We start from the raw sequence: 12,518 nt of genomic DNA on the forward strand, positions 1-12,518 counted from the left end.
TAAGGGTGAGTCTCGTTTGCCGGGCGACTGTACGCCATGACGTGTGGGGCGGATGTGCCCGCAGGGCAATTGGCCGGTTAACGTGCAGACATGAACGAAGATGTCCGCCTGACCGCCTGGGTGCGCGGCCGGGTCCAAGGGGTCGGCTTCCGGTGGTTCACCCGGGCCAACGCGCTGCGGATCGGCGGCCTCGTGGGTTTCGCCCTCAATCTCGAAGACGGCAGGGTCCAGGTCGTCGCCGAGGGGCCCCGCGAACGGTGCGAGGAGCTTCTGGAGTGGCTGCGCACCGGCGACACGCCCGGACGTGTCGAGGGGGTCGGTGAGATCTGGGACACTCCGCGGGGCGGTTACGACGGGTTCGCGATCCGCTGACCCGGTGCGGCGGGCGGTGTCCGGGAACCGGACGCGGGGCCGGTTCCACGTGTCCCCGTCAGATGCACAGTGCAGTCATGACCTGGTGGTTGCCAACTCGGCCGACCCGTGGAAGGCTGCCGCTGTAAGGATGATCTCCACGCCCCCGAGGCGCTTTTCTGGGGAGTCGGCCCGGCCATGCCGTGGCCGCGAACTCCCGGGCGCCCAAGGATACGGGGCGTGATCGTGTTGACCCTCAAACCTTTTGGTGAGACTCTGGAAGCCCCGCGCACCTTAGCTGTTTGGCATTGAGTTCGCAGGACAATGGCAAGCACCGCGGGTGCGAATCCCTCACGACCCACACCGCTTCGGTCGGTCACTCAGTGTGGAGGACCATCCATCATGGCAAAGGCGCTTCTCGGTTACGTCGGCGGCTCCGACCCCCGAGTCCTCTCCGAGATGCGACGGCTTCAGCAGCGCGTCCAGGACCTTGAATCCGAACTCATCCGGATGCAGGCCGAAAACGACATGCTGTCCGCTGCCGCACGTCACGACGACTCGATGCTCGACAGCATCGGCGTACCCCAGGCGGAGCCCGCGCTCACCTGACCCCGTTCCCCCGGGGCCGGCGGGCTGTTTCGCCAGCCGCTTGAGGCACCGCTAGCAAGATCTTCAAGGGACGCTTCGGCGTCCCTTCGTCGTTTTCCGTCGCTTTTCTCTTCGGCTCCCGGTCGGCCCTCACCGTCTGATGTGCCCTGCACCTTCAGCAACGAAACCGAAATCACACCGCCACGGGGAGCGCGGACGTCGGCGGGACGGCTCCGCGCCCCGCATCCGGGCGGCCGCGCCGGGGCCCCGTGCCGGGGCGGCTCCCCGCGGGGACCGAACGGTAGAGTCCAACGGCGTGCATCTCAAGAGCCTGACACTGCGAGGATTCAAATCCTTCGCCTCCGCCACGACACTGCGTTTCGAACCCGGCATCACCTGTGTCGTGGGCCCCAACGGCTCGGGCAAGTCCAATGTCGTCGACGCCCTCTCCTGGGTCATGGGCGAGCAGGGCGCCAAATCGCTGCGCGGCGGCAAGATGGAAGACGTGATCTTCGCCGGGACGACCGGCCGGCCGCCGCTGGGCCGCGCCGAGGTCTCGCTGACCATCGACAACGCCGACGGCGCCCTGCCCATCGACTACGCCGAGGTCACCATCACGCGGACGATGTTCCGCAACGGCGGCAGCGAGTACCAGCTCAACGGGGACACCTGCCGCCTCCTGGACATCCAGGAGCTGCTCTCCGACTCCGGCATCGGCCGGGAGATGCACGTCATCGTCGGCCAGGGCCAGCTCGACTCCGTCCTGCACGCCGACCCCATGGGGCGCCGCGCCTTCATCGAGGAGGCGGCCGGCGTCCTCAAGCACCGCAAGCGCAAGGAGAAGGCGCTGCGGAAGCTGGAGGCGATGAAGGCGAACCTGGCACGCGTCCAGGACCTCTCCGACGAGCTGCGGCGACAGCTCAAGCCACTGGGCCGGCAGGCCGCCGTCGCCCGCCGGGCCGCCGTCATCCAGGCCGACCTGCGCGACGCCCGGCTGCGGCTGCTCGCCGACGACCTCGTGGCGCTGCGCGCGGCGCTGCGCGCGGAGATCGCGGACGAGGCGGCGCTCAAGCAGCGCAAGGAGACCGCCGAGCAGCGGCTCAAGGAGGCGACGCGGCGCGAGGCCGCCCTGGAGGAAGAGGTACGGACGCTGACGCCACGCCTCCAGCGGGCCCAGCAGACGTACTACGAGCTGTCGCAGCTCGCCGAGCGGGTGCGCGGCACGATCTCGCTGGCCGACGCGCGCGTCAAGAGCGCGACGGCCGCCCCGCCGGAGGAACGGCGCGGCCGCGACCCGGAGGACCTGGAACGGGAGGCGGCCCGGGTCCGCGAGCAGGAGGCCGAGCTGGAAGCCGCGCTGGAGGCGGCGAGCCGGGCGCTGGAGGACACCGTCGAGCACCGGTCCGCACTGGAGCGCCAGTTGGCGGACGAGGAGCGGCGGCTGCGGGACGCCGCGCGCGCCATGGCGGACCGGCGGGAGGGACTGGCCAGGCTGCACGGGCAGGTCACCGCCGCGCGCGGCCGGGCGGCTTCGGCGCAGGCCGAGATCGGTCGGCTGGCCGCGGCCAGGGACGAGGCGCGGCAGCGCGCGGCCCACGCACAGGAGCAGTACGAGACGCTCAAGGCCGAGGTGGACGGGCTGGACGCGGACGACGCCGACCTGGCGCGGCAGCACGAGGCAGCGAAGCAGGACCTGGCCGACGCGGAGGCCGCGCTGAGCGCCGCGCGCGACGCACAGACGGCCGCCGAGCGGCAGCGCGCTGCGGTCTCCGCCCGGCACGAGGCGCTGGCCCTCGGGCTGCGCCGCAAGGACGGGACCGGCGCGCTGCTCGGCGCGGCCGACCGGCTGACCGGCCTGCTCGGCCCGGCCGCCGAACTGCTGACCGTCGCGCCGGGCCACGAGGTGCCGGTGGCGGCGGCACTCGGCGCGGCGGCGGACGCCGTGGCCGTGGCCGGCCCTTCCACGGCTGCCGAAGCGATTCGCCTCCTGCGCAAGGAGGACGCGGGACGGGCCGCGATGGTGCTGGGCGCGGGACCGGGGACGAGCCGGGACGTGGATTCCGGCGGCCTGCCGCTCGCGGCCGAACTGGTCGGCGGGCCGGACGACGTGCTGCGCTCCGTACGGTGGCTGCTGCGCGATGTCGTGGTGGTCGGCTCACTGGAGGACGCCGAGGAACTGGTGGCGTCCCGGCCGGAGCTGACGGCGGTGACCGCCGAAGGTGACGTCCTCGGAGCGCACTTCGCGCAGGGCGGGTCGGCCGGCGCGCCGAGCCTGCTGGAAGTGCAGGCCTCCGTCGACGAAGCCGCGGCCGAGGCCGCCGAACTGGCCGAACGGTGTGCGGAGCTGACCGCCGCTCACGAGGCGGCGCGGGAACGGCGGGACGCGTGCGCGCGACTGGCCGAGGAGGCGGGGGAGCGCCGGAGCGCCGCCGACCGCGAGAAGTCCCGTGTCGCGGGTGACCTGGGCCGCCTCGGCGGCCAGGCGCGCGGCGCCGCCGACGAGGCGGAGCGCTCGGTCGCGGCCGCCGCGAAGGCGGAAGAAGCACTCGAACGGGCGACCGAAGAGGCCGAGGAGCTGGCCGCGCGGCTGGCGGTGGCCGAGGAGGAGCCCGGCGACGAGGAGCCGGACACCTCCGTACGGGACCGGCTGGCCGCGGACGGTGCCAACGCGCGGCAGACGGAGATGGAGGCCCGCCTCCAGGCCCGTACGCACGAGGAGCGGGTCAAGGCCCTCGCGGGCCGGGCCGACGGTCTGGACCGCGCGGCGCGGGCCGAACGCGAGGCACGGACCCGTGCCGAGCAGCGGCGCGCCCGGGCCCGGCACGAGGCGGCGGTGGCGTCCGCGGTGGCCTCCGGGGCGCGGCAGCTGCTGGCACACGTCGAGGTCTCGGTCGTACGCGCCGAGGAGGAGCGGCTGACGGCGGAGCTGGCCAAGCAGGAGCGCGAGCAGGCGCTGGTGGCCGAGCGCAACGCGAGCCGGGAGCTGAAGGGCGAGCTGGACAAGCTGACGGACTCGGTGCACCGCGGAGAGGTGCTGGGCGCCGAGAAGCGGATGCGGATCGAGCAGCTGGAGGCCAAGGCGCTGGAGGAGCTGGGCGTCGAGCCCGCCGCGCTGGCGGCCGAGTACGGCCCCGACCAGCCCGTACCGCCGTCCCCGGCCGCGCTGGGCGAGGAGCTGCCGGCCGACCCGGAGCACCCGCGCAACCGGCCGGTGGCCTACGTACGGGCCGAGCAGGAGCAGCGGCTCAAGGCCGCCGAGCGGGCGTATCAGCAGCTCGGGAAGGTGAACCCGCTGGCGCTGGAGGAGTTCGCCGCGCTGGAGGAGCGGCACCAGTTCCTCAGCGAGCAGCTTGAAGACTTGAAGAAGACCCGGGCCGACCTGCTGCGGGTGGTCAAGGAGGTCGACGAGCGGGTGGAGCAGGTCTTCACCGAGGCCTTCCACGACACCGCCAGGGAGTTCGAGGGCGTCTTCGCGCGGCTCTTCCCGGGTGGTGAGGGGCGGCTGGTGCTGACCGACCCGGACCACATGCTCACCACCGGCCTGGACGTGGAGGCCCGCCCGCCGGGCAAGAAGGTCAAGCGGCTGTCGCTGCTGTCCGGAGGCGAGCGTTCACTGACCGCGGTGGCGCTGCTGGTCTCGATCTTCAAGGCGCGCCCCAGCCCGTTCTACGTGATGGACGAGGTCGAGGCGGCGCTGGACGACACCAATCTGCAGCGGCTGATCGGGATCATGGAGGAGCTGCAGGAGAGCTCCCAGCTGATCGTGATCACGCACCAGAAGCGGACGATGGAGGTCGCCGACGCGCTGTACGGGGTGTCGATGCAGGGCGACGGCGTCTCGAAGGTGATCAGCCAGCGGCTTCGGTGACCGCGCGCGGGGTACCCGGTGTGGCATACATGTGTTCTACGACACCCGAACGGTTCATAACTTGAACGCAAAGAACGCGAAGCTCAGCCGAAACAAATTCATCACGACCTATTGACTTCGGAACTTGAAGGCATAGGGTCTGCAACGTTGCTTTTACCTTCAAGTGGTGGGTACCCCCAACCTATGCGCCACTGGAAGGGCCAGCCCCCTACGCCCGGCAGCGCAGCCGGGCACTGGAGTACACGTTGACCAGCACCGCGCCGCCGACGACTCCGGAAGGCCGCAAGGCCCAGCCGGACCACCTCGGCCACGTCATCTTCATCACCGCGGCTGCCGCGATGGGCGGCTTCCTCTTCGGCTACGACAGTTCCGTGATCAACGGTGCCGTCGAGGCGATCCGCGGCCGCTACGAAGTGGGCTCCGCGGGGCTCGCCCAGGTGATCGCCATCGCGCTGATCGGCTGCGCCATCGGCGCCGCCACGGCCGGCCGGATCGCCGACCGCATCGGCCGGATCCGCGTCATGCAGATCGCCGCGGCGCTCTTCACGGTCAGCGCGGTCGGCTCGGCGCTGCCGTTCGCCCTGTGGGACCTGGCCATGTGGCGCGTCCTGGGCGGCATCGCGATCGGTATGGCGTCGGTCATCGGCCCGGCCTACATCGCCGAGGTCGCGCCGCCCGCGTACCGGGGGCGCCTGGGCTCCTTCCAGCAGGCCGCGATCGTCATCGGCATCGCGATCTCGCAGCTGGTGAACTGGGGCATCCTCAACCTCGCCGGCGGCGACCAGCGCGGCAAGCTGGCGGGCCTGGAGGCCTGGCAGTGGATGCTCGGTGTGATGGTCGTACCGGCCGTGCTCTACGGGCTGCTTTCCTTCGCGATCCCCGAGTCGCCCCGCTTCCTGATCTCCGTCGGCAAGACCGAGAAGGCCAAGGAGGTACTGGCCGAGGTCGAGGGCCGGGGCATCAACCTGGACACCCGCGTCTCGGAGATCAAGGAGGCGATGCGCCGGGAGCACAAGTCCAGCTTCAAGGACCTGCTGGGCGGTAGGTTCGGCTTCCTGCCGATCGTGTGGATCGGCATCGGCCTGTCGGTCTTCCAGCAGCTCGTCGGCATCAACGTGGCGTTCTACTACTCCTCGACGCTGTGGCAGTCCGTCGGCATCAACCCGAGCAGCTCGTTCTTCTACAGCTTCACCACCTCGATCATCAACATCCTCGGCACCGTGATCGCGATGGTCTTCGTGGACCGGATCGGCCGCCGTCCGCTGGCGCTGATCGGTTCCGCCGGTATGGCCGTGGCGCTCGCGCTGGAGGCCTGGGCCTTCGCCTCGAAGACCGCGGACGGCACGCTGCCGACCGCCCAGGGCACGGTCGCCCTGATCGCGGCCCACGCCTTCGTGCTCTTCTTCGCCCTGTCCTGGGGTGTCGTGGTCTGGGTCTTCCTCGGTGAGATGTTCCCGAACAAGATCCGCGCCGCTGCGCTCGGTGTCGCGGCGTGTGCGCAGTGGATCGCCAACTGGGCCATCACTGCCAGCTTCCCGAGCCTTTCCGACTGGAATCTTTCGGGTACGTATGTGATCTACATGATCTTCGCTCTGCTCTCGATCCCCTTCGTGCTGAAATTCGTGAAGGAGACCAAGGGCAAGGCGTTGGAGGAGATGGGCTAACACCCCCCGCCAGCCCTTCTCCTCAGTTGTGGGCAGCTGCCCCGGTCCGTCCGTCGGACCGGGGCAGCTCCTTTATCGCGGACCCGGGCTCGCGGGCGCTTCTTTTCCTCGCGAATGGTTTTCCGTTGAAGCAAGGAAGCGGGCCGGAGTCTCAGCTCCCCTTCAGGTGCGGAACCACGCGCTCCGCGAACAGGTGTACGGAACGCCAGCCTTCGTCCACCGGCATCCCGCCGCACAGCGGATGCAGGATCAGCGACCCCGCCTCCCCCGCCAGCCGCACACACTCCTCGGGCGTCACGATCCGGTAGACCCCCTCCCGCCGCAGCGCCGCCACGTCGTCGGCGGCGGACCGCACGGCCGACTCCGCGCCGGGGGCCTGCCACGAGGCGTACGTACGCGCCTCGTGCAGCAGACACCCGCCGTACTCGGCCCAGGACCGGTCCGGATCCTCGGACACGTGCAGCAGACTCGTACGGGCATCGGGCTGCAGCACCCAGCCCTCGGTCCGGTACTCGGCGCGCCGCGCGTGGTAGTACGCCTCCAGCTCGGGCAGATACGCGCTGGGGAAGAGGGGCAGCCCCAGCCGCGCGGCCCGGCGCGCGGCGGCCCGGGAACTCCCGCCGACGAGCAGGAGCGGATGCGGCTGGGTGTACGGGCGCGGGGTGACCCGCACGGTGCGGCCCCGGTAGCGGAACGGTTCACCCTTCCAGGCGGCGAGCAGCGTCTCCAGCACCTCGTCCTGGAGCTTGCCCCGCCAGTGCCAGTCCCGGCCGTGCGCCGCGTACTCCTCGGGCCGGTAGCCGATGCCCGCCACGGTGACCAGCCGGCCGCCGCTCAGCAGGTCCAGTACGGCGATCTCCTCGGCCAGCCGCAGTGGATCGTGCAGGGGCGTGATCAGCGCGGAGACGGTGACGGTGATCCGCCGGGTGGCGCCCAGGACGGCGCCGGCGAACGCCAGCGGCGCGGGCATCCAGCCGTTGTCCGTGGCGTGGTGCTCCTCGGTCTGGACCGTGGTCAGGCCCCGGTCGTCGGCGAAGGCGGCCATCTCCACGGCCGCCCGGTAGCGCGCGCCGAGCGAGGCGGGGGTGGGGGAGGGGTCGGCGAGGTTGAGGCGCAGGACCGTTACGGGCATGACGAACGTCCCCTTCACCGAGGCGGTGGGCCCGGATGGCGAAGGGGACGCTAGCTGACGTCACATCAGGTGAGAAGGGCGCGGGCGCCGAATCAGCCGACCGGCGCAGGCTCCTCGGCCGGGGCGGCGGCGCCCGCGGGCACCGTCTCCTTCGGCTTCGGCAGCACCGCGAAGACCACCGCGGCGATCACGATCGTGGCCGCCCAGCCCAGGCCGTGCTGGCCCGGCCAGGTGTCCGCCAGCGGCCCGGTGAACCAGGTGACCTTGGTCAGGCACAGGCCCACCACCAGCGCCGCGGCCCAGGCCGTCAGCGCCTGCCAGCAGAAGCCGCCCGCGTACCAGTAGCGGCTGGTGCGGCTGACGTTCATCAGGCTGTCGCCGTCGTAGCGGACCGCCATGTTCCGGCGGCGCGCCATGTCGACGGCGTACACCCCGATCCAGGCGGAGAAGGACACCGCGAGCAGCGTCAGGAAGGTGATGAACTGGCCGATGAAGTCCTTGGCCACCAGCATCATGAACGCGCCGCCGACCAGGCTGATGATCGCGTTGATGCTCACGGCCAGGGCGCGCGGCAGCTTGACGCCCATGGTCTGCGCGGTGAAACCGGCCGAGTACATCGACAGGCTGTTGATCAGGAGCATCCCGACCAGCGCGGTGATCAGGTACGGGACCGCCAGCCAGGTCGGCAGCACCTCGCCGAGGAAGGACATCGGGTCGGTGTTCTGGTTGGCCAGGTCCGGCTTGGAGACGGCCATGATGCCGCCCATCAGCACCATCGGTACGAGCACCAGGGCCGCGCCGGAGATGGTGGTGCCGACGATCTTCTTGCCGGAGGCGGAGTGCGGCAGGTAGCGCGCGAAGTCCGGACCGGTGGGCACCCAGCTGATGCCGCCCGCCGCGATGGTGCCGATGCCGGCGATCATCAGCGCGGTGCTGCCGGCCGACTGGGAGAAGATCTTCCCCCACGGCATCTCGGCGATCAGATAGACCAGCACCATGACGCTGAAGATGCTGAACAGGTACGTCGAGTACTTGTTGCAGAGGTTGAGCGCCTTGCGGCCCAGGCCGCTCACCACGAACGTGGTGGCGACGAAGAGCAGCAGCGTGACGACGGTGAGGACGTTGTTGGCCTCGATGCCGAACAGCAGCTTCAGGACCGTCAGCACGGCGTACGCGCCGCTGACCGCGTTGATCGTCTCCCAGCCGAAGCGGGCCACCCACAGGATCGCGCCCGGGAAGTAGTTGCCCCGCACGCCGAAGGCGGCGCGGGAGAGCATCGCGCCGGGGGCACCGCCCCACTTGCCGGAGACCGACAGCACGCCGACCATGCCGAAGGAGATGACGGAGGCGATGGCGGCCACGATCAGGACCTGCCAGAAGTTCAGCCCGTTGGTGATCACCAGGGAGGCACCCATGGTGAGCAGCAGCACGCTGATGTTGGCGGCGACCCAGGTCGGGAAGAGTTCGCGGACGCGGCCGTGGCGTTCGTGGTCGGGGACGGGCTCGATGCCTCGTTGCTCGACGGCGCCTTCGGTTTCAGGAGCGGACTTGGTGTCCGTGGACGTGGTGCCCATGGTGCAGGTGTCTCCGTGCGGGTTCAGGCAGCGGCTGTGATGCCTGGCGAAGGGGAGGGGGTTGCCAGGACTCTACGCGCGTTGCGCAGCCGAGAGCTATCGTACTTTGATCCAACTTCGGTTCATACGCCTTGTTGTGTCCAACGACGACCACCCGTGGCCCCCGAATTCGTCGGGGCATCCCGCGCGGTCGGCTCAGGCGCAGGTCAGGCGGTGTGTCCGGCGGCCGGGGCCGGCGCTTTCGGCGGCCGCCCGGCGCGTCGGATCCGAGCGGTACGCGTGGCGCGGGGGCGCGGGTGTGAGGCAGTCGGGGGGTGTCGGGCGGCGTGCGTTAGCCGGTGGATCTCATCTCTCACGGTGGTACGCGATGTCCGGACATTTCCTCCACCGGTCCGTGACCGGGCCCACGGCGGGGTGAACCCGGACAGTCGACGTCCAGGTTCGGCGTGTGCGGGCCCGCACGGCGGGGTGTGACCGATACTGGGTGGGTTATGGACATCGTCACCCTCGTTGTAGTCATCGCTGTCATCGCCGTGGTCGTACTCGGCGCGACCAGTGGGCTCGTCATCAGCAGCCGCAGGAAGAAGCAGCTGCCGCCGGCCCCGCCGACCACTCCGTCCGTCACCGCGCCCCCTGCGGAACCGCAGGTGGGCGAGGACGCCGAGACCCCCGCGACGAAACCCGTCGCACCATAGAAGAAGTCGTCCTGCCGCCGGCCGAGGCACCCGTCGAGGCGCCCGTCGAAGAGCCGGCGGCCCCCGCCGCCCCCGAGGTCGAGGTCCCGGAGCCGACCGCCGGCCGGCTCGTGCGGCTGCGCGCCCGGCTCTCCCGCTCCCAGAACTCGCTGGGCAAGGGCCTGCTCACGCTGCTCTCCCGCGAACACCTCGACGAGGACACCTGGGAGGAGATCGAGGACACGCTGCTCACCGCCGACGTGGGCGTCGCGCCCACGCAGGAGCTGGTCGAGCGGCTGCGCGAGCGCGTGAAGGTGCTCGGCACCCGCACCCCCGAGGAGCTGCGCGCGCTGCTGCGCGAAGAGCTGCTCAAGCTGATCGGTACGGACCAGGACCGCGCGGTCGCCACCGACAACGCGGTGGGCAAGGACGGCCAGGAGATCCCCGGCGTCGTCATGGTCGTCGGCGTCAACGGCACCGGCAAGACCACCACCACCGGCAAGCTGGCCCGTGTCCTGGTCGCCGACGGCAAGTCGGTCGTCCTGGGCGCCGCCGACACCTTCCGCGCCGCCGCCGCCGACCAGCTCCAGACCTGGGGCGAGCGGGTCGGCGCCCGTACGGTCCGCGGTCCGGAGGGCGGCGACCCTGCCTCGATCGCCTTCGACGCGGTGAAGGAAGGTATCGCCGAGGGCGCCGACGTGGTCCTCGTCGACACCGCCGGCCGGCTGCACACCAAGACCGGCCTGATGGACGAGCTGGGCAAGGTCAAGCGGGTCGTGGAGAAGCACGGTCCGGTAGGCGAGGTGCTCCTCGTCCTGGACGCCACCACCGGCCAGAACGGTCTGGTGCAGGCCCGCGTGTTCGCGGAGGTCGTGGACATCACCGGTGTCGTACTGACCAAGCTGGACGGCACGGCCAAGGGCGGCATCATCGTCGCGGTCCAGCGTGAGCTGGGCGTGCCGGTCAAGCTCGTCGGCCTCGGCGAGGGCGCGGACGACCTGGCGCCGTTCGAGCCGGAGGCATTCGTGGACGCCCTGATCGGCGACTAGGACGCACCTATGGCCTTATGGGCACAGCCGGTTCGAAGAGCCCCGCAGCGGATGATGCGCTGCGGGGCTTTTGGTGGGGGTGTGGGGGAGGGGAGCGAGTCGGGGTGTGGCGGGGTGGGGGCGTGGCGAGGTGCGTTGGGGGGTGCGGGTGCGGCGAGGTGCGTTGGGGCGTGGCGGGTGCGGCGGGTCGCGTCGGGGTGCGGGTGTGGCGCGGGTCCGTCCGTGCCTACGGTGCTACGGTCACGCGGCCGAGCGGTGGCACACGTACGCGAGGGTGCCCAGCAGCAGCCGGGCCTGCGGCGGCCGGCCGGCCGTGTCCAGGGTGGGCGGCCGCAGCCACCGCATCGGGCCGAGCCCGCCGAGGTCGGACGGCGGGGCCGTGACATGGTCGCCGGGGCCGCGCGGACACAGGTCGAGGGCGGCGTCGTCCCAGCCCATCCGGTAGAGCAGGCCGGGCAGCCCGGCGGCGGCGCCGGGCGCCACGAAGAACAGGGCGCGGCCCGTCGGCGTGGCGACCACCGGACCGAGCGGCAGGCCCATCCGTTCCAGCCGTACCAGTGCGCTGCGCCCCGCCCCTTCCGGCACCTCGAGGATGTCGAAGTGCCGGCCCACCGGGATCAGAACGGCCGCGCCGGGCGTCCTCGCCCAGGCGTCGGCGGCCTCCTCCAGCGTCGCGCCGGCCGCCAGTCCGTCCGCGCGGGGCAGCGGGTGCGCGCCGGGGGAGGCGCAGTCGTCCGCACCGCACGAGCAGACCGTACGTCCGTTCCCACCGCGGGCCGCGCGGGCGCCGGGCACCACGTCCCAGCCCCACAGTCCCGTGTACTCCGCCACCGCCGTGATCTCGGTCGAGCGGGCGCGACGTCGTGAACCGGACCGGATGTCGCGGATGCCGCCGATCGTGAAGCCCATGCCTCCTCCAACGGGTGGTGCGTGCCAGTGGTTACGTGTCGGAGCCCAGTTGTGACGCTCCGTCAGGAGAGGTCGGTGTCCGTGGCGCGTTGTGGTGCGGTGGGTGGTGCGGCACGCGACGCGCGCCTGCGCGCACTCCTTTCCGTCCGTCTCCTCTCGACCTGTGTCAAGTCAATCGCGAGGACCGGTCGGGGAGTTCATTCAAAGGGGTGGCGAATGGTGGCGTTTAGCGGATCGCCCTCGCCGGGGGCGTGATCGTAGGATTACTTTCAGTGCACGACCTGGGGCGGGGCGCCGTGGGCGTGGGTATGCCGGAGGCAACGCACCGGCGGGTGAACCCTTCCGAATCGGGTTGGCTGGATTCCGTGGTCGGGTAGGTCCATCCCGTACCGGTCGCCGCAACAGACGGCATCCTGTGGGAGGTTCAACGGCATCCTGTGGGAGGTTCGCAGGGCGCGGCCGCGACGCACAGCGGCAGGACGGCCGTGCGGAGCGGTGCGGCGGCCCGGTGCGCGAAACGCGCGGTGGCGCGGTACCGAGGCGCGACGGCGACGAAAGCAGTGACGTGGCGGACGCGGTGGACGCAGCGGATATGGCGGACACGGCAGGGAAGCGGCAGAGAAGCGGCAGAACGGGAAGTAACGCGAAGCGACGCGAAGTGCCGAAACCGGAACACCAGCGGAAACGGGCGTACTGGCGCAACCCGTAG

7 protein-coding genes and 1 pseudogene are annotated in these 12,518 nt (G+C 71.1%); 5 read left to right on the forward strand and 3 right to left on the reverse strand.

What is annotated here, in order from left to right; genetic code table 11:
* Positions 1-90 precede the first annotated feature (90 nt).
* From ACEXOX_RS33630 to ACEXOX_RS33645, 4 genes are all read left to right on the forward strand, one after another.
* The gene (locus tag ACEXOX_RS33630) at positions 91-372 is read left to right on the forward strand and encodes an acylphosphatase (RefSeq protein ID WP_031007255.1); all 282 of its coding nucleotides are present in this window, start codon (positions 91-93) and stop codon (positions 370-372) included.
* A gap of 381 nt (positions 373-753) precedes the next feature.
* Positions 754-960, forward strand: a complete 207-nt coding sequence (locus ACEXOX_RS33635) for a hypothetical protein (protein ID WP_406524706.1) — start codon at positions 754-756, stop codon at positions 958-960.
* Between the two features lie 295 nt (positions 961-1,255).
* Complete coding sequence (gene smc, locus ACEXOX_RS33640) at positions 1,256-4,807, forward strand: chromosome segregation protein SMC (RefSeq protein ID WP_406524707.1); 3,552 nt, start codon at positions 1,256-1,258, stop codon at positions 4,805-4,807.
* Positions 4,808-5,052: 245 nt separating this feature from the next.
* The gene (locus tag ACEXOX_RS33645; protein WP_406524708.1) at positions 5,053-6,471 is read left to right on the forward strand and encodes a sugar porter family MFS transporter; all 1,419 of its coding nucleotides are present in this window, start codon (positions 5,053-5,055) and stop codon (positions 6,469-6,471) included.
* A gap of 151 nt (positions 6,472-6,622) precedes the next feature.
* On the opposite strand, the gene ACEXOX_RS33650 is transcribed toward ACEXOX_RS33645, so the two are convergent.
* Entirely contained in the window at positions 6,623-7,603 is a 981-nt protein-coding gene (locus ACEXOX_RS33650) for an LLM class flavin-dependent oxidoreductase (protein ID WP_406524709.1), read from the reverse strand.
* A 92-nt stretch (positions 7,604-7,695) separates the two neighbouring features.
* Positions 7,696-9,177 carry a purine-cytosine permease family protein gene (locus ACEXOX_RS33655; protein WP_406524710.1) on the reverse strand — a complete coding sequence of 494 codons (1,482 nt, stop codon included), beginning with the start codon at positions 9,175-9,177 and terminating at the stop codon, positions 7,696-7,698.
* Between the two features lie 491 nt (positions 9,178-9,668).
* On the opposite strand from ACEXOX_RS33655, the pseudogene ftsY reads away from it, so the two are divergent.
* Positions 9,669-10,900, forward strand: a pseudogene (ftsY, locus tag ACEXOX_RS33660) (signal recognition particle-docking protein FtsY).
* Positions 10,901-11,140: 240 nt separating this feature from the next.
* Here the strand turns inward: ftsY and ACEXOX_RS33665 are convergent.
* The gene (locus tag ACEXOX_RS33665) at positions 11,141-11,809 is read right to left on the reverse strand and encodes a bifunctional DNA primase/polymerase (RefSeq protein WP_406524711.1); all 669 of its coding nucleotides are present in this window, start codon (positions 11,807-11,809) and stop codon (positions 11,141-11,143) included.
* Positions 11,810-12,518 lie beyond the last annotated feature (709 nt).

Source organism: Streptomyces sp. Ac-502, from assembly GCF_045222935.1.
In the GTDB taxonomy this organism is placed as follows: Bacteria; Actinomycetota; Actinomycetes; order Streptomycetales; family Streptomycetaceae; genus Streptomyces; species Streptomyces monomycini.